At 40.1% G+C, this 18,881-nt stretch carries 17 protein-coding genes and 1 CRISPR repeat array; of the genes, 10 read left to right on the top strand and 7 right to left on the bottom strand.

All coding sequences use genetic code 11. The features are described from left to right. Positions 1-3: 3 nt before the first annotated feature. Complete coding sequence (locus FD724_RS23900) at positions 4-471, bottom strand: hypothetical protein (protein WP_179071339.1); 468 nt, start codon at positions 469-471, stop codon at positions 4-6. A gap of 280 nt (positions 472-751) precedes the next feature. Continuing rightward, a CRISPR array of direct repeats spans positions 752-1,942; the repeat unit is 37 nt; unit sequence GTTTCAATCCCTAATAGGGATTTTGATGAATTGCAAT. A 276-nt stretch (positions 1,943-2,218) separates the two neighbouring features. Continuing rightward, the gene (gene ald, locus FD724_RS23895) at positions 2,219-3,310 is read right to left on the bottom strand and encodes an alanine dehydrogenase (protein ID WP_179074337.1); all 1,092 of its coding nucleotides are present in this window, start codon (positions 3,308-3,310) and stop codon (positions 2,219-2,221) included. A gap of 417 nt (positions 3,311-3,727) precedes the next feature. Here ald and FD724_RS23890 point away from each other — a divergent pair, with 417 nt between their 5' ends. From FD724_RS23890 to FD724_RS23850, 9 genes are all read left to right on the top strand, one after another. Beyond that, the gene (locus tag FD724_RS23890) at positions 3,728-3,898 is read left to right on the top strand and encodes a chlorophyll a/b-binding protein (RefSeq protein WP_179074336.1); all 171 of its coding nucleotides are present in this window, start codon (positions 3,728-3,730) and stop codon (positions 3,896-3,898) included. 326 nt (positions 3,899-4,224) lie between these two features. Next, positions 4,225-4,518: a hypothetical protein gene (locus FD724_RS23885; protein ID WP_012410339.1), complete on the top strand. Its 294-nt coding sequence runs from the start codon at positions 4,225-4,227 to the stop codon at positions 4,516-4,518. A 273-nt stretch (positions 4,519-4,791) separates the two neighbouring features. Beyond that, positions 4,792-5,799, top strand: coding sequence for a WD40 repeat domain-containing protein (locus tag FD724_RS23880; RefSeq protein WP_179075607.1), 1,008 nt, complete (start codon positions 4,792-4,794; stop codon positions 5,797-5,799). Between the two features lie 73 nt (positions 5,800-5,872). Next, entirely contained in the window at positions 5,873-6,097 is a 225-nt protein-coding gene (locus FD724_RS23875; RefSeq protein WP_179074335.1) for a DUF2281 domain-containing protein, read from the top strand. Continuing rightward, entirely contained in the window at positions 6,097-6,426 is a 330-nt protein-coding gene (locus tag FD724_RS23870) for a type II toxin-antitoxin system VapC family toxin (RefSeq protein ID WP_179074334.1), read from the top strand. Before FD724_RS23875 ends, FD724_RS23870 begins: the two co-directional genes overlap by 1 nt. Positions 6,427-6,682: 256 nt before the next feature. Then, on the top strand, positions 6,683-6,868 hold the full coding sequence (locus FD724_RS23865) for a hypothetical protein (RefSeq protein WP_218651474.1): 186 nt from the start codon (positions 6,683-6,685) through the stop codon (positions 6,866-6,868). Positions 6,869-7,561: 693 nt separating this feature from the next. After that, positions 7,562-8,617 carry a permease gene (locus FD724_RS23860; protein WP_179074333.1) on the top strand — a complete coding sequence of 352 codons (1,056 nt, stop codon included), beginning with the start codon at positions 7,562-7,564 and terminating at the stop codon, positions 8,615-8,617. 53 nt (positions 8,618-8,670) lie between these two features. Beyond that, entirely contained in the window at positions 8,671-9,444 is a 774-nt protein-coding gene (locus FD724_RS23855; RefSeq protein ID WP_179074332.1) for a TIGR03943 family protein, read from the top strand. Between the two features lie 45 nt (positions 9,445-9,489). Continuing rightward, positions 9,490-10,989 (top strand): Ig-like domain-containing protein, encoded by a 1,500-nt coding sequence (locus FD724_RS23850; RefSeq protein ID WP_114081910.1) that lies wholly within the window; start codon positions 9,490-9,492, stop codon positions 10,987-10,989. 81 nt (positions 10,990-11,070) lie between these two features. Here FD724_RS23850 and FD724_RS23845 read toward each other — a convergent pair whose 3' ends face one another. Together FD724_RS23845 and FD724_RS23840 are read right to left on the bottom strand one after the other, a co-directional pair. Continuing rightward, positions 11,071-11,295, bottom strand: coding sequence for a hypothetical protein (locus FD724_RS23845; protein WP_179074331.1), 225 nt, complete (start codon positions 11,293-11,295; stop codon positions 11,071-11,073). Positions 11,296-11,353: 58 nt separating this feature from the next. Then, a complete protein-coding gene (locus tag FD724_RS23840) occupies positions 11,354-13,129 on the bottom strand; it encodes a sensor histidine kinase (RefSeq protein ID WP_179074330.1) in 1,776 nt (591 codons plus the stop codon). Between the two features lie 805 nt (positions 13,130-13,934). On the opposite strand from FD724_RS23840, the gene FD724_RS23835 reads away from it, so the two are divergent. Then, the gene (locus FD724_RS23835) at positions 13,935-14,723 is read left to right on the top strand and encodes a response regulator (RefSeq protein ID WP_179074329.1); all 789 of its coding nucleotides are present in this window, start codon (positions 13,935-13,937) and stop codon (positions 14,721-14,723) included. Between the two features lie 345 nt (positions 14,724-15,068). Here the strand turns inward: FD724_RS23835 and FD724_RS23830 are convergent, their stop codons facing one another. The 3 genes from FD724_RS23830 to FD724_RS23820 all read right to left on the bottom strand — a co-directional run bounded on the left by FD724_RS23830 (position 15,069) and on the right by FD724_RS23820 (position 18,849). Beyond that, positions 15,069-15,851 (bottom strand): sulfite exporter TauE/SafE family protein, encoded by a 783-nt coding sequence (locus tag FD724_RS23830; protein ID WP_179074328.1) that lies wholly within the window; start codon positions 15,849-15,851, stop codon positions 15,069-15,071. A gap of 130 nt (positions 15,852-15,981) precedes the next feature. Then, the gene (locus FD724_RS23825; RefSeq protein WP_179074327.1) at positions 15,982-17,268 is read right to left on the bottom strand and encodes a sulfite oxidase; all 1,287 of its coding nucleotides are present in this window, start codon (positions 17,266-17,268) and stop codon (positions 15,982-15,984) included. Positions 17,269-17,394: 126 nt separating this feature from the next. Beyond that, the gene (locus FD724_RS23820) at positions 17,395-18,849 is read right to left on the bottom strand and encodes an aminotransferase class V-fold PLP-dependent enzyme (RefSeq protein WP_179074326.1); all 1,455 of its coding nucleotides are present in this window, start codon (positions 18,847-18,849) and stop codon (positions 17,395-17,397) included. Positions 18,850-18,881 lie beyond the last annotated feature (32 nt).

Below are 18,881 nucleotides of genomic sequence, written 5' to 3'. Positions count from 1 at the left end.
TTTTCAAGGGCTTTGTTTTTTGTGTTTTTTTAGGCGATACCCCAAGCTATTAAGAATCTTCCCCAGAGTTTGACGAGACGGCAATTGACTGTGGTCATAACCTATTTCACTGATTAATGCTTCTCGTACCGCTCTGGCACTGATACGAGCATATAGAAAGGTCGATTGAAATTTTGGAGCTTGGGCTTGAGCATCTACCAAAGAACAAATATCTGCTTCTAAATTGGGCAGAATCTCAACACTATTATGTCGTCCCCTTGCATGATAGTTATCCACACAGACTATCCCTGTCCGCCGTTCATGCAAGCCAAGTTGTACACAGGAGCGATTCCATCCTAAAACTGTTTCTGCAATGCGTGCTGAACTATCGAAGTAATCTTCAGTAACTTTTGCCATGAAGTCTCTTTTACAGCTGCCAGTTAGTTTCTTGGCTGCATCTTTGAAGGTAGATTTTATGGTGTCGGTAAGCATGAACCCTGTGATTCCAATTCTAGAAATTCAGAGCAAACGCGGGCAGATCCGCGCCTCCTATTCTTCTAGAATGACTGGTATTTTATTTTCTTGCAAGCCCCCAACCACAGTACAAAACGTATTAAATTTGGCTCTAATGGCTCTGGTTAAACTTTCGTTACATAGTTGTAAATTTTCCCACCTACCTACTTAGTTATCGAATTTCCTAGGTTTTATCCAAGTTATTCTCACCTAAAGTTATATATCTATTGATATTTTTTACTTTAGAATGAGTCGCACTGTTTCAATCCCTAATAGGGATTTTGATGAATTGTAATATTTGAATATTTATATTGATAAAATCCTGGGGATGTTCGTTTCAATCCCTAATAGGGATTTTGATGAATTGCAATGACTGCCCACCTCTGGGATTATGTAGCCCGATTAAAGTTTCAATCCCTAATAGGGATTTTGATGAATTGCAATCCGAAATGTTGCTAGGAATGCCCTGTGAGTACAATGTTTCAATCCCTAATAGGGATTTTGATGAATTGCAATACTCTTGTAAATGCCTTTGTAAAGGGCGATCTCCCGTTTCAATCCCTAATAGGGATTTTGATGAATTGCAATAACCCTAGCGCCGGATATCCTTCATCTTCTACAGGTTTCAATCCCTAATAGGGATTTTGATGAATTGCAATGTTATTGCGATATAGTACCACGTGTTGATAGATGTTTCAATCCCTAATAGGGATTTTGATGAATTGCAATGAGGGGGTGTAGGGTATTAGAATACCAATCCCCCCGTTTCAATCCCTAATAGGGATTTTGATGAATTGCAATAATCGCATCAATGGGATGCGTCGCTACGTTGAATCGTTTCAATCCCTAATAGGGATTTTGATGAATTGCAATAAGAAATATTATCAACCAAAAGGCTGCAAACAAAAGTTTCAATCCCTAATAGGGATTTTGATGAATTGCAATATCTGCACGGTGAATCACCTCCAAATACTTAGGATGGTTTCAATCCCTAATAGGGATTTTGATGAATTGCAATGCAACTTGGGTAGAAGTAGAGCCACAAACCACACGTTTCAATCCCTAATAGGGATTTTGATGAATTGCAATCCCGGCGATAGTCAAGCAAATCAAGGAGTAACTCTAGCTGTTTCAATCCCTAATAGGGATTTTGATGAATTGCAATAAACGTTGCACAGGCTGATAGGTAGTCTTTTTCTAGTTTCAATCCCTAATAGGGATTTTGATGAATTGCAATCCTAGTCTACACTCGCAAACAATTAGAATCCAAGAGTTTCAATCCCTAATAGGGATTTTGATGAATTGCAATCTGTAGAGTTAAGAATAGGGGGAAATCTTTCGTTTCAATCCCTAATAGGGATTTTGATGAATTGCAATTAAATAACTATCTAGTCCGTTGAATTGAATAGCCTCGTTTCAATCCCTAATAGGGATTTTGATGAATTGCAATCGCTGGCTTCTGAAAGCTTTGTCCTATTTGGTTTTCAAGGTTCGGTTGCGCGAATGTTGAAATGATAACACGATGAATTGTGATTCGGCTAGAGGCAAATCGCTGAAAGCCAGTCCCCATAAGGTGCGCGGATGGTTTAAAAATACTAGTGCCCTGAAAGCATTGTATAGATGGAGCAGTAGCCATTTTTTGCTCCTTCTCATTTTGTACATCTACCCATCCGCGCATAAGGCAAGAAAATTAGTCTGATTAGCGATCACCTAATCCTTACAGACCTTAATTTACCAAATCAGGGAATACCTCTTGTACAGCCGGATGCACTAAGCGATGATTCTGCACATTCACACCCTTAGCTAAGGCTGGGTTAACTTCTAGCGCCATAATTCCCAAATTCGCCAACTGGACGATATAAGGTAATGTACTATTATTGAGTGCCTGAGTTGCTGTCCAAGGTACTGCTCCTGGCATATTAGGTACGCCATAATGCACCACACCTTCTTCGAGGTATACCGGATTTGTGTGAGATGTGGCGCGTAAAGTTTCTATACAACCACCTTGGTCAACCGCTACATCAACTATTACCGAACCAGGACGCATTTGTTTAACTAATTCACGCGATACTAATGTTGGGGCCCTACGTCCTAACACTAAAACTGCACCGATAAGCAAATCGGCTTCTTTAACGGCGGTTTCAATATGAGCAGAGTTGCTGTAAAGCAATTCCACCCTAGAGCCAAACAAGGTTTCTAGGTAAGATAGACGTTCAACACTCACATCTAAAATCTGGACGATCGCACCCATACCGACTGCAATTTTAGCTGCTTCTGTGCCGACAACACCGCCACCTAAAATTACTACTTTACCTGGCTTGACTCCAGGGACACCGCCCAAAAGCAATCCTCTACCACCTTGCTGACGTTCTAGGAATCTGGCCCCAAATTGTACTGCTAACCGACCAGCAATCACGCTCATGGGGGTGAGCAAGGGGAGTTTGTTAGCACCAGGTTGTTCTACAGTTTCGTAGGCGATCGCAGTTGTACCACAATCAATTAAATGCTCTGTCAATTTACGATCGGCAGCTAAGTGTAAATAAGTAAATAATATCTGCCCTTTCTGCAAAAATTTATACTCAGATGTCAACGGCTCTTTGACTTTCACAACCAATTCCCGATTCCAAGCCGTTTCTGATGTGGGGACAATCTCGGCTCCAGCACTTCTGTAGTCATCATCTGAGAATCCAGCACCATTCCCGGCTTGTGTTTCTACGAAGATGCTATGACCATTTTCTCGCAGCACCCGCACACTAGAAGGACTTAACCCTACACGAAATTCTTGATCCTTATTTTCCTTCGGAACGCCGATTTCCATATATAGCCTCTGATAATTTTTTTGTTTAACTCTAGCCTGCGAATCTCAAGCTTGCTACCGACTTATTACAGATAGCTGTATTAAAGATAGTTAATCTGTGTTCTAAGTTTCTTAATTTAATCTGAGTAGCCCCAAACTCAAGCCCTTGACTATTACCCCAGTGTTTATACAATATATAAAGAATAGTAACAATTTATTAAAAGAGCGATTGTATAGCTCCCTACTAGGAAGCTTTCGCTGAATCGATCAAGTCATCTTGACATTCAAGCACTGCAATTAGCTCATAAGTTACCAAGTTTAGGGTAAAGCTGAAGGGGAAAATACTATTCAATTCCTTTAACCTTTACCGCTTATACCTGAGCATTTCTCTGAATTCTCATATCAACTCCCGTTTGCCGAAAAAAAGGTTTCTTAAAAATGACACAAACACAACCAACAATTACACCTAAACTAGAAGAGCCAAAGTTTGGCTTTAACGAATATGCTGAACGCTTGAATGGTCGAGCTGCCATGATTGGCTTCGCTTTGATGCTGGTGATTGAATATGTCACTAATCAAGGGGTGCTATTATGGCTGGGTCTGAAGTAGTGCCGCCAACCAGCACAAGGTGTAAGTTGTAAACTAGTAGTTAAAAGAGTTTCAACCAGCTGGAACAACCAGTTGGTTTTGACTTTGGCGATTGATAGCGAAATGCTTTGCACTAGAATGTAAGCAAGAGAGGAATCAAAATACCTATTAGTGATGGAAATATCATAGACTTGCAACTAGTATGTGCAAGACAATTAATGACTATACTTCCTCCCCAACTAAAGAAAATCATAATTAGTGTCTGCCTTCGATGAGAAAGGCAAATTATGGGTGAGGTATTCTTGGTAAATATACACAAAAGCTGAACTGGAACCAACCAAGCTGTGATGAATGCTGTATTACCTCGTTTTTTGAAGTCAACCTACCGAAAAGAGCCACTAATCAGTGTATTGGTGACGATGGGCGCTATAGATGCCCTGATTGGCGGATTGAATGATAGCTGGTCGTTGTTCGCTTTTGGTTTGGGAACAACAGGCATAGCGCTAGCCTTTAAGTTGTGGCGTTTCCAGCAGCGCCGTCCTCTACCAGAAGAACCTGTGGTGCAACATTATTTGCCCTCTCGTTCTTCTAGTGCGCCTTTACCAATGTTAAGCGTTTCTAAGAAAAAACCACCTCTTTAAGAGTGCTGAGTTATGAGTTGATAAGTTGTTACACAAATAAGATTGCACATCAACTGGTGAGGTTGTCCTTTGTCAATTGTCCTTTGTCCTTGGTAAACACTTTTGACTAATGACTAATGACGGTCTACACGGAAAATATTGCAATATGTAGGCGCGTTAGCTTAATTCATAATTCTAAGTGGTTTGTTTGTATATAAAAAGTGAGGAAAAAGTGTGAGTAGTGAGGGAAGAGGTGGGGATAATTTTCTGCGTCCGTATATTATCCTGTCATTTATGGCAGCTGTTGCCCTTCCAGTGACTGTCTGGCAAGGGTTTTACATTCATCAAGCTCATGCTGCCGTTGAAGTAACACCAAACTCCCCAACTACTAACAGCTTTGCTAATGCCCAACTACTTTACACCCTTAGAGGGCATAACGGAACTGTTAAATCTCTCGCATTCAGTCCAGATAGCAGAATTCTTGCGAGTGGAGGTGCAGAAAATGAGGGTATTATTCGCCTGTGGAATCCAGTAAATGGTAAAAAGTTAGGGGATATTAATAAAGCACACAAATCAGCCATAGAGTCTTTAGTGATTTCACCAGATGGGCAAACCCTTGCTAGTTGTAGTGATGACAACACAATTAACCTCTGGAGCCTGAAAAATTTTAAATTTAGCCGCTCTTTTGTCGGACATACCAGCAACGTATTATCTTTAGCGGTGTCTCCTGATAGTAAAGTTCTGATCAGTGGAGCTTTGGATGGGATTCGGCTATGGGATTTATTACAGCAGCGTCCTTTAGGGACTCTAGTACGCTTCGATAACTTGATTTATACTCTAGCCATTAGCCCTGATGGACAGACCTTGGCTAGTGGTGATAATAAGGGTGTAATCAAGGTATGGAGCTTGAGTACTGGTAAATTAATCAGTGAATTTGTAGCTCATTCTAATGTTGTTAGCGCTGTCATCTTTACACCAGATGGACAGACATTAGTGAGTGCTAGCCGCGATCGCACAGTCAAGCTGTGGAATATTAATACTGGAGAATTAGTCCGCACCCTCACAGGACATAATAACTGGGTAAATGCGATCGCTATTAACCCCGATGGACAAACCCTTGCTAGTGCCGGCAAAGATGGGATTAAAGTGTGGAATTTAACTACAGGTGAGTTAATCAATACACTGAATGGACATACAGACTGGGTAAGTGCGATCGCTTTTAGTCCCAATGGTAAAATCCTCGCCAGTGGCGGATTTGATCGACAAATCAAGATTTGGGGAACTCCACAAAAACGTAATTAACAGCGAATACTAGAACCCCAACTTATTTAAAAAGCCAGGGTTCTGAATGACTTGTAGACAAGGTGATAAGTTTATGAATATTGAGCAAGCAGTCTTGGAGAAATTGCGCCAGCTACCTATAGATAAGCAGCAAGAGTTATTGAATTTTGCAGAATTTTTGTATCAAAAAAATATTCCTAAAGCTACCTTACGTAGTGTAAGAGGGTTATGTGCTGATTTAGCAATGGATATTACTGAACAAGACATTACCGAAGCTCGTCAAGAAATGTGGGGTAATTTTCCCAGGGATATTGTCTGATGACATCAGTAGTTGCAGATACACACGCTTTAATTTGGTATATTTTTGACCTAGAGAGGCTATCGAAAACTGCCTTAACAGCTTTGGAGCAAGCAGTCAGCGATGGTAATCCTATTTATGTTTCAGCTATTTCAGTGGTTGAAATTTCTTATTTGGTTGAGAAGGGACGCTTTGCACAAGAGGTATTAACAAGAATTTTAAATGCTCTGGATGATCCTAATATGGGTGTTGTATTAGCACCCTTATACCAATTTTTTATGAAGCTGCATAGAATTCGATCCCCCCTAGCCCCCCTTATTAAGGCAGGGCTGTTTCATTCGATCTCTTAGAGATTTTGTCAAGAGTAGGAGTCAGAAATTTGCTTAATTTGCTAATCGAAAAGCTACCACCTCAACGAGTAAATTTCAGTGCGATCGCGATTTTCTTGCCCAATCAGATTTTTTAGTCACATGACTTTTTTGCCTGAAACGCTTGTAAATCAGAGCCTTTTAGGGAATGAAACGGCCCTGCCTTATTAAGGGGGGAACCGGAAAAACATCTATCAAAGTCCCCCTTTTTAAGGGGGATTTAGGGGGATCAAGATATGTGCAACTTCACATTAAATTGGTATTAGATCGTAATATTTCGGGCGCAACGAGACAAATTGACAGAGCAACTGTTCCTGATATGCCAGATAGGATCATCGCAGCTACTGCTTTTTGTTTAGGTCTTCCTCTAGTTACCCGTGATTTGCAAATTCAGGCATTAACAAATATTCAAACTATTTGGTAATAAATTGGGAAACCTCATATCAGCCGCTCATGGGGTTTTTTCAAGACCCTGCTAGCTCACCGCGTGACCTCTCTGTTGTAGTAACTACTGTCCAGGCTCCTAGCCTAATGGCGACTCTTATATATACAAAAGAGTAACCAGCACAATACCTTGTCTTTTAGGAGAAGGTATTGCAAGCATTTACCGTGTTTGCTAAACTTTTGTCTTGCTTTTTTAGAGTTTTTATAGTAAAAAATCAAGCAAAGCTCAGATTAGATTTTGCCATAACTACGCAAAATCAATCGTTGTAGCAACCAAGAGCGATATCTACAATGAGCTATTCGGTGTCGCCAATTGTTCAATAACTGTGAATACTTGATGAAAATACAGCCAAGCTAATATCTTATCCAGCAAATTACTGTCAGTATAAACATAGGTAACTTCAAATCGCCTATGCAGCTACTTGCCCTCTATAATCGGAACAATTTCTGAACTTAGACAATCTTAGAACTGGTCATCGTCAGTAAATGCACTCAGGTAAAAATTACTATCTTGGCTGAAGCAAAGGTTTGTAGCGTTTAAGCGCTATTTGAAACGTAAGATAACTTGCTACTTAAATGATGTTTAATTTTCCCGAACTGCTTTTGATCCCCATTTCGATAGAATGACTAGGCAGAACCCTAAAACTAAAAACCGCTTTTGACTGCGACGCACATGAATCAACTGAACAATGGTTTTACGATATTTCTAAGTCTGCTAGTCGAGGCGATGCCTTTTTTGCTTATTGGGGTTTTATTCTCCAGTTTGCTGCTATTTTTTGTTGATGAGCGCAAATTAGTAGAAAAGATGCCCAAAAATCCGCTGCTGGGTGCTTTAGTTGGCAGCTTGATCGGCTTTTTATTTCCGGTGTGTGAGTGCGGGAATGTGCCGGTAGCGCGGCGGTTCCTGATTCAGGGAGTACCCACACCAGTCGCCATTGGTTTTTTGCTAGCAGCGCCAACAATTAACCCAATTGTAATTTGGTCAACTTGGACAGCATTTCGAGATCAGCCAGAAATAGTGGTCTTACGAGTCGTATTTTCTCTAGCAATTGCCACAATTATTGGTTTTGTTTTCAGTTTTCAAAAGGACTTAAATCCGATAATTCAACCTGCGATCGCTCGGTATATGAAGTTTAATCCACCCGCGCAGCCGGAAACCAAACGCCGTGGTAAACGTTACCAAGTAGAACAGCAAGAAGCGATACCAAATATCTTGCAATCCGGGACTTATATTTTAGGTGGAAAAGCAGGTGTACCTCTGCGGATAGATGCTAGTTTTGTACAGCCGACTGCCCCAATTTCTAATACCAATAAACCCCTTGCAGATAAACTGCGCCTAGTAGTAGATAATAGCGTCCAAGAATTCCGGGAATTGGGCGGAGTGATGATTTTAGGAAGTGCGATCGCAGCAGCGATTCAAGTCTTAGCTCCCCGTGAATTAATTCTCAGTTTGGGTGCTGGGCCAATTAGCTCGATTGTAGTCATGCTGATATTAGCAGTAGTGGTGTCAATTTGTTCTACAGTCGATTCTTTCTTTGCTCTATCTTTTGCCTCGACCTTTAGTAGCGGTTCCTTGTTGGCATTTCTAGTGTTTGGGCCAATGATTGATATCAAAAGCGTTGGTTTGATGTTATCTATTTTTAAGCCCAAAACTGTCTTTTACTTATTTGCTTTAGCAGCACAATTAACATTTGTGTTAACTCTTTTCCTCAACTTGCACGTTTTTTAAAGAATTAATCTTTTGTTCTTTGCAAATAAACAATGCCCCATGTCCAATAACTAATGGCTAATAAAAATCCTAAATCTAAAATCCCAAATCTGTTACTTCCTTGGTTGGATGCCCTAGCAATTACATCTTGGGGCATTTTGATGTTGAGATATTGGCTAACTAACAAGCTAAACCTCTTGATTCACCCAAATTACATTTGGTTTGTGGTTGTGACAGGTATCAGCTTGATTGTTATTGGTTTCTTCAAGATGCAGGAACTTTGGCAACGCCGTCGCCGTGATGTTACGCCAAACGGCCAGCATATTAGTTTATTTCCTCCTGGTTGGGGGAGTGTTTTATTGTTGATTACAGCGATTTTAGGTTTTATCATTACACCGCAAGTTTTTGCTAGTGACAAAGCACTCCAAAGGGGCGTAACCACCGATTTATTGGGAAGTACACGCGTCAAACCCCAAGCCTTTCGAGCTACTGTTCGTCCAGAGGAGCGATCGCTCGTAGACTGGGTACGCACTGTTAATGTCTATCCAGAACCAGATACATATACAGGCCAAAAAGTCAAAGTTCAGGGATTTGTTATTCATCCGCCAGATATAGGGAAAGAATATTTGTTCTTAGCCCGATTTGTCTTAACTTGCTGTGCAGCAGATGCTTACCCAGTAGGATTACCCGTCAAACTTCCAAACAATCAAGAACCTTATTCCCCTGACACTTGGCTGGAAGTAGAAGGACAAATGAAGACAGAAAATTTGGCAGGTAAACGCCAACTGACCATTGCCGCTACTTCTCTCAAAAAGATTCCTCAACCCCAGAATCCTTATAGTTATTAATTATTTGTTGATGACTAATGACCAATGACCAATGACAAATGACAAATGACAAAATCTAAAACATTTATCCAACCACTCGATCGGATAGCGATCGCACTGATGCTACTGCTAAGTGTGCTGATTGGGTTAATCATATTGCAAGGTGATGTGGTAACTGCTCGTGTGCGGGACTTTACCTGGCAAAATCAACAGATTGGGGCGGAAGATAACTCCTTTACCCTCACCTTCAGCCGCCCAATGGAAACAAAAAGTGTAGAGGATAATTTGAAAATCGAGCCACCCCTAGCAGGTAAATTTAGTTGGGCAGGGCGGCGAATGGTTTATACGCTGTTAACACCAGCACCTTATGGCACGAATTATAAATTGCAGTTACAGGGAGCTAAAGATAAGTTTGCACAGCAAGAGGGCAAAAATCGATTGATCCAGGCTTTTACAGGTAGCTTCCGCACACGCGATCGCGTCATTCTTTACATCGGAAGCAATCAAGAAGAACAGGGGCGATTAGTTCTATACAACTTAACCCAAGAGCAAAAAAGGGTACTTACCCCCAAAGACTTGATAGCAATGGACTTCGAGTCATTTCCAGATGGAGAGAAAATTTTATTTTCGGCTCGCGCCAGCAATAACGAAGACTTACTTTCAGCCCAACTGTACACAGTCACAACAGGCGTTTCTAGTAAATCTGGACAAGAAGCACAACCAGGAGGCAAAGTTGACCTAGTTTTAGATAGTAAAGATTATCAAAACCTGAAATTTGACTTATCACCTGACGGGCAAACTATTGTCATCCAGCGCGGAAACAAAAATAATCCCGGCGACTTTGGACTATGGTTTATGCCAGCAACCAGCGACGGTTCAGCAGAAAAACCCACCCCCAAACGTCTGAAAAGCCAACCAGGGGGAGACTTTATGATCACCCCAGATAGTAAAGCCGTAGCAGTTGCCCAAGGACAGGGAGCAGCAATCTTACCACTGCAAGGTGATGCCAGTAAACCTCTAGATTTTCTGCCGCAGTTTGGTTTGGTACAAGCTTTCTCTAAAGATGGCTCTCAAGCAGCGATGGTAAAGTTTAATACAGATTACACGCGAGATTTGTTTTTAGTGACAAACCAAGGTGTACAGAAACAACTATTAAAAACAACAGGTTCAATTCTCAGCTGCCAATTTGATATTGCCTCACCCACCCTCTACTGCTTGCTGACACAGCTAGTATCCAAGGAACAATATATAGAACAGCCTTATGTGGTGGCAATTGATCTGAAAACCGGGCAACAGAAACCACTGCTAGTACTGCCTCCCGCTCAACGAAATGTGCAAATGAGTTTATCTGCTGACGGTTTAGGCTTGTTATTTGACCAAGTAGTACCCCAGACAAACCCCCCAGCATCATTACCCACCAACACCTTGAAAACTGATGATGGAGATGTTATTGCTACCAGTAGCCTGTGGTTAATGCCTCTGCTACCCATCGCTGATGCTGCGACTGTTGAAATTAGACCAGAACAACTCCCCTTAGCCGGATTTCGTCCCCGGTGGCTACCTTGACCGAAGAGGCGGGGGAGTAGGGGGAAGGGGGAGCAAGGGGAGAAAAGAATTGCTGAACATATACCCTTTTGCCTCCCCTGCTTATCCGAACCGTATTGGAATTACCCCTGACCTGGATTTCTCACAAGTGAGAAATGAGCGTGAGTGTAGGGGGTGTGGGGAGAAAGAGGAGGAATTGAGTAACTGCACATCAATGAACGCTGCATTGCCCCCCACACCTCCCACACCTCCCACACCTCCCACACCTCCCACACCTCCCACACCTCCCACACCTCCCACACCTCCCACACTCGCCACCCGAACCACACAATACGTGAGAAATTCGGGCTGGCTGAGTTTCAGAGCAAGTAAATTTATTTATGCCCTACACATTTTTAGTCTTTACAGGAATCTTAATCACAAATTCTGTCCCTTGCTCTGGAACAGAAATACAGCCGATTTTTCCGCGATGTTGTTCGACTATAATCTGGTAACTAATCGATAGACCTAAACCCGTGCCTTTACCCACAGGTTTAGTAGTAAAAAAAGGGTCAAATAATCTTGCACGCACTTTCTCATTCATTCCACAACCATTATCAGCAATGGTTATTGCTACCCATTCTGGATCGATTACTTCAGTGGAAATACGAATTACTGGTAATAGAAAATTGGGTTTTTCTAGTTGATTATTAGCTCTAAACCATGATTTACCACTATCTTGTAATGCATCAATAGCATTAGTAATGATATTCATAAAAGCTTGATTTATTTGAGCAGGATAGCATTCTATTAAAGGTAATTGACTATATTGTTTAACAACTTCAATTTCTGGAGTTTTATCTGTAGCTTGTAAAAAGTGCTTTAAAATCATTAAAGTACTATCGATACCTTCATGAATATACACTTGTTTAATTTCTGCCTCATCTAAACGAGAGAAATTTCGCAGTGAGCTAACAATTTCAGTTATTCGTTCCGTTCCCACTGTCATAGAATTGAAAGTTCTTGTGAGGTCTCGAATTAGGAAATCTAAGTCATTCTCTTTAACTAATTTTTTAATTTCTTCGGGAGGATCTGGATAATAATTTTGATATTTCTGGATTATTTTCAGAATGGAATGTGTATATTCTTTAGCATAGCTGAGATTACCATAAATAAAATTAACAGGGTTGTTAATTTCATGAGCAATACCAGCAACAAGTTTCCCTAAACTAGACATTTTTTCGTTATGTACTAGTTGAATTTGAGTTGATTGAAGCTTTTTTAAAGTCTCCTGAAGGGAAGCATTTGTTTGTTCAAGGCGATCTGATTGACTTATAGTAGATTGCTCAGAAACATCTAATAACTGATTTAGTGTTGTAATCTGTGAATTAAGATATTGAAACGTTTCATCATCTGTTGTCGTTGAAATATTATCACCTACAAGATGCTGCTCTTGCTCGGTAAAAGTTTTTTCATTTTCAAAAGGTAGTATTGTCATCTTGACATTTAATGCTAACGGACGCAATAAATCGACGCTTATCCGAGGAATTGCAACTTTCAAGAACATGATAATTATAAATATGTTGCCCGAAGGTAATAATCCTCCAACGCCAACTACAGACTTGATATTATAAGGAATTACAAATGATGTTTGTGAAGGAATATAAGAACTACCCAAGGCATCGGGAACATAAAAGACGTTATACATCCTCTGTTCTAAATCAGTTAATAAATTCAGGTCTGGTCGCACTACAACATCAAGATTTAGCCCTAGTTGTTGGATAAGTTGAAAAATCATAGGTATCTGAGCAATCATCTCTTTACTGAAGAGAGGAATTACCTTGTGTCCCTCAGATTTATGCCGTGAGTTCCATTCTGGTTGTTGTCCAGCAGTTGACAATAAAGTTAAACATTTGAGATTATTTTCTAGTACATCATTGCTAACAAGACTATGTGTATATTCTTGTAATTTTGGTGGGAGTTCTCCGTAAGAGTGAGTTTTGAAAAAACGGACAAGCGCACAGGATCTTTCACCAGATTTTAAATCAATTAAATTGTTATAAAGATATTGGACAATATGATTACCAACTTCCTCCATACTGTTAGCTTTTTTGCCTAAACTACGCAGAGCTAAACCACATTCTGACATATCTCTCATAGTAAACATTTGCAAGTCATACATAATATATATCCATCTCCTTAAAAAATGTTATTAATTAATAGGTTTAACTTAATAGTATGAGTAAAAACTGCGGGAAGTGAAGTACACTTTTTTGTAATATGCTTTTAAGAAGTCATGATAAAATACATCTTCAAAAGAAAACAAGTAAGAAAATTTATAAATAGAGTTAGTAAAATTCTTAATTCACGGTTTTCTTGAGTGTAAATGGCTATTTTCCGTGAATGATTACTTGATAAGCAATTGTATTTTATATGCTTTTTAAGCCAGGAAATTGAGGAGCCATGATTATAAAAGCTTGTTGAAAGTGATTCACATTATAAATTGACGTAATAAAATATTATTTTTGCAGTGTTTTACAACATTAACTGCAATACAAAAAAAGTACAATCAGGAAAATCCTTAAATAATTTAAGGATTTTCCTAATTATCAGAAAATAATGATAAATTAGGCTTTAAAAGCCATAAGGTTCCTAGATCCATACAACAAGCGATCGCAGACTACCAGTAGAAGAGAAAGATTTAAAGTAGTCTTTTGTCTCTTCTAACAGGGTGTCACATTCTGTATTTTCACGGATACAATAATGAGCTTTATAGAAATTTTATATGCACAATCAGTAACAGTACCACAGTTGATTAGCAGTGATAAGCAAAGTTTATGCTACCGCAACCAGATGGGAGAAGGAAAATAATGCTGATTTGCATTGGAGCAGTAGTAGTTGTAGAGATTTTGATTGTTTACAAAATAAATCATTGAATCAAAGTCTGTAAAAAACGGATACTAGATATATAGTCAGCCAATAGCCTTATGGACACTTTTATAACAAACATTCATCGGATTCTTATTGTAGAAGATGAATTTATCCTTGCAATGAATTTAAAAGAAAATTTAGAGTGGCTCGGATACACTGTTGTAGATATTGTAGATTCAGGAGAAACAGCAATTGAGAAAGCAACTGAGCTTCGCCCAGATTTAGTTTTAATGGATATTAAATTACGGGGTGAAATAGATGGTATTGAAGCGGCGGGAGAAATTTGGAATTGTCTCCAAATACCTTTTATTTATATTACAGCATACTCTGATAAAAGTACTGTAGAAAGGGCAACAGTAACATTCACTTGTGGATATATTCTAAAACCTATTAGTCAACAAAATCTCTATGTTGCTATTCAAACAGCACTCAATATTATTAGAAATAAACAAGCAGAGTTAGTGTTATCTAAAGCGTATGAAGAATTAAAAATTAAAGTTAAGAACTATACTACAAAACTTGCTTTAGTGAATGATGAATTAAAATTAGAAATTACCAGACCTCATCAACTAGAGTCAGAATTATCGACAAAAAAAGGACGTATCTTTACCAACAACAAGCCTAGCTCTTTATTAACATCCCGCCAGCTTGAAATCTTAAAGTTAATTGCAGAAGGTCTTTCCACAAAAGAGATTGCAGAGTTATTAAGCATCAGTACTAAAACGGTCGAGGCACACCGAGTGCATTTGATGAAACGGCTTAATATTTATGATGTTGTAGGGTTAGTACGCTATGCAGTTAGTATAAAATTAGTAAATTTTGATATCCCAAATCATTCAGATTAGCTCAACATAGTAGATAATATTTCTGACAGATAGAACAGAAAGCTTAGATATATACTTTCGTTCATCAGTGAAATTAAAAATAAGTTTGATACGGAAAAGTAAACCTATATTCACAGATTGAAAACATTGGCATATCCAATACATAATTAAGAAGCTAAGTTGGTTTACCGACTTAATAAAAAATTACTAAACCTCATCTATCTTGAGAACCGTAGTTTTATAGGTTGGGTGCAGCGATAGTGTAACCCAACATAAATAAGGTGGTAATGTTGGGTTACGTTTCACTCTACCTAACCTACATAAATATATCTTTTAAAAAACTCTAGGTTTCAAGATAGATGAGTTTTAAATTATGTGTTGATAATTTATCCAAGCTTCCCAAAAAAGATAGATTGATAATATACCTAAGAAGATGCGAAGCACTAAACTTACAGTAGAATCTGGCAGTTTTGGTAATGTGCGAGTACTCATCTGAACGCCTAAAAGACCACCACATCCCAAAACTAAACCTTGAGCAAACAGAATATTTCCCTCTAATGTGTGTCCTGTACAGGCAGCTAAAGCAGTGATGACAATTACACCCAAACTAGTCTGAATTGCTACTTTAATTTCTTCTCCCAGTAGCAACATTTGTAATGGCACCATAATCGTACCGCCACCTAAGCCAAATAAACCTGCTAAAATTCCTGCTGCTCCCCCAGTGCCAATTTTAGAAACTAATGGGTTAAATACTGGGGCTGTATTCTCTTTTTCATTAAGGGCCAGTTCTTTACGAAGTTCAATCAAATAGATATTAACGAGTAGTATGATGCCAAATGTAAAGAGTATGATGTAGGAAGGAATTTTGTTGGCGAAATATACACCTATTCCAGTAGTTAGAAAAGCTGGAATTCCTAAATACATTACTCGTTTAAAGTCAAAGTATCCCATTGACCAATTCTGCAAACTTCCAGAAATGGAAGTAATCACAATAGCAAGGCTACTAGTAGCGATCGCCTGAACGGGAGTATAACCTAGTGTGACTAAAAGAGGAATTGTGATAATACCGCCACCTATTCCTAAAAGTCCGGCTATGACTCCAGATATTAAACCCCCAGTTACTAAAATCAACCAACTAAAATCAATCATAAATAGGTATTTTTTTAGAAAACTGATAGTGGGAATTGGGAATTGGGAATTGGAAATTGGGCATGATGATTCTTCTTCTCCCCCTGCTTCCCCTGCTTCCCCTGCTCCTCTGCTCTCTGCCCCTTCTCCCTCATCCCCGTACTGTCACCGGATGGCTAACAATGCCTCCGTAGAGCAATCCAAAATCATTCCACGGAACTGTACTCGATTGTGTATTACCTAAATTGTCGGTAGCACGAGCTTGGAGAAAATATTCGCCAGGAACTGGGTTCCATTCAATGTCCCATCGTGTCCATGCAAATGGAAAGTTTGGTTCTCTCAGTCGTGCAAACTGCCAAGTTTTACCACCATCTAGACTGACTTCGACACGGGCAATTTTTCCTTTCCCAGACCAAGAACGTCCACGTAGTAAATGGGTTCGAGCCGAAAGCGTAGCGGGCCAAGCCAACTCGAAAGCGCTCTTAACATTTTGATAGGTAATCAGCTTACCTTTATATGGTGCGATCGCTGGGTAATCTGCACCAACCAGTACCATCTGCTCCGTTACCCACTGGGTATATATCGGTGTTTCAGAAACCTCAATCCGCTCAATCCATTTAACGTTGGCGTTTCCTCCCCAACCAGGGAATAAGACACGGCATGGCTGGCCATGATCTGGAGGTAATGGTTCTCCATTCATTGCATAGACGACAAGCGAGTTATCTGCTAATGCTTTGGCAATCGGAACTACATTGTTGAATTTAGATTTATTTGTCTCCTTTGAGTCGAGCGAATCAAAATCTGCACCCTCTACGAGTACGTCTTTTGCTGTAGATTTCAATCCAGCCCGCTCTAATAATATGCTCAGTGGTACACCAGTCCACTCAGCCACACCAATGGCCCCAAGCCTCCACCGGGTTCCAGTGAGTGGTTTGTTGTAAGCCTCTTCAAAGAAGCGCCGACCATTAGCAGCACACTCAATGGCACATGTTACCGAGATGGAAGGCATAGCGATGATTTCATCGTATGTGAACTCGCAAGGCACAGAAACGCCAGTTCCATGAATTTGCAAACGCCATAGAGATGGGTCAAAAGGCGGAGGTGTACTGCGGTTGTGAACATAAAACCAATCGTTTGGTACTAAATAACCACGCCCATACATCGCTTCCCAGTTCATCTCTAACGTGCCTTTGCTATGAGAGATATACCCTGGTGGCAATGGTTTAAGTATTTTACTGGCTTTAGTTTTAACAGCTGCCTGACTGTGAGCAGGCGCAGGTTTAGTTAAACCCCCGATGGCTGTTGCGCCAACCATCGTGGCTAGTATTTTCAGAAAGCGCTGGCGCGAAATACCTGCATCTGTGCTTTTTTGCCAGATGCACTCATCAACCCGTGCCTGTAGATAATCCTCTTGGTCTAAGAGGTTTTCATCGCTCAAGCTTATTACCCCCTTTTAATTTGTAATTAATAATTCAAAACACAGAGATGAGGGAGTGGGGAGCAAGCAGAAAATTTCTCTCCTTTGCTCCCTGCCCCTCTACCTCTTATCCATGCCCTGAAGAGACTAGCTATTTATTGCTGTCCAAACACCAGTTATTTCATCTTGTGTGTAGTTGGGCAAATAGTGAGCAAATCCGTTTTTAGCTATTTGAGCGATCGCATCAATAAAGCGATCGCAGTCTTTTAATGTATTATATACTGCAAAGCTGGCGCGGATAATACTAGGAATGTTGCGCGTAATTCCCCTGTCTACTTCCTGAGCAATTTCGTAGTCTTGCTCATCTGAAATATTCTTGAGTTTGCGAATGTATTCATAAGTGCAGAAAGCCCCAGCCCTAACTCCAATGCCGTATTCTTGTGCCAGAATTTCTGCTACTAAGCGTCCATCAAACCCATCAATATCAAAGGGAATAACATGGGCTAAATTATCTCCTGGGATATGTAGTTTAACTCCAGGAATCAGCCTAAGCCGTGTATATGTGAATTCAACTAGAGAGTGTTCATACTTAGCAATACGATCGCGCCCTAGTGCTTCGATAATTTCAATCGCCTTGGCAATGGCGATCGCACCCATTGCGTTTGGTGTTCCAGGGTCATGGGCCCGTTCTGTGTAAAAACGCTTGATCTCTAGATTTCTGGTGATATAAGGCAGGTTCCCACCACCAATTTGATAAGGGTAAGAACTATCAAAAAATTCCTTTGGCCCTAGCAAAACCCCGGTTCCATAAGGTGCATACATCTTGTGTCCAGAGAAAGCCACAAAATCTAGATGACATGGGTCATCGTCAGCACGCATATCTACTCGTTCATGCTGAATTAGCTGACACACATCGGCAAAAATCTTAGCTCCATACCGATGTGCTAAAGCTGCGATTTCGTAAATTGGGGGTCTATAACCTGTAATTGTTGAAGCACCTGTAATAGTTACTAACTTAATTTGTTCGGCTTCAGGAAGATTTTGGTGTGCCTTGAAGATATCTTCAATTTCTGCGACACTTACACTTCCATCTGGCTGGGTTCTGTATTGCACAACTTCGTCTCTAGTAACCCAAGGGAGTAGGTTTGATGAATGCTCAATATCAGAAACTAAGATTTTCCCAGGTTTTTTTGCCCAAAGTGTGGCGGCTCCATTAATTGCTTCTGTTGTATTCTTCGCAAAGATTACATAGTTGTCTGAAGATGACCCCACAAAGTCTCGAATGACGTTCCGGCTAGCGTCATATTCTCGTGTAGTGATGATGGACTTTTGCCCAGAACCTCTATGCACACTGCCATAAGTGTCAAGCATCTCGTCTACATGCTGCTTGAGGGTTGTAAAGGGAGTGGTTGTAGCTCCATTATCCAAGTTGACGTAATTTACATAGTTTCCCTTCAGAGTCTTCACCCGAAAAGATAGAGACTCATCTGTGAATAACGGTCTAATTTCTTTGTCCCAAAAACTGTCAAAATTTTCTGCAACTAGCGGTAATTGGACAGCTTCTTGCTTTATATTTACACCTATTGCAAGTATGTCGGTCATCTTTAGCACCCCTATTTTAAACTTGGAATTTT

It is taken from the genome of Nostoc sp. C057 (genome assembly GCF_013393925.1).
GTDB classification, from domain to species: domain Bacteria; phylum Cyanobacteriota; class Cyanobacteriia; order Cyanobacteriales; family Nostocaceae; genus Nostoc; species Nostoc muscorum_A.
This window is presented reverse-complemented; position numbering and strand designations above follow the sequence as displayed.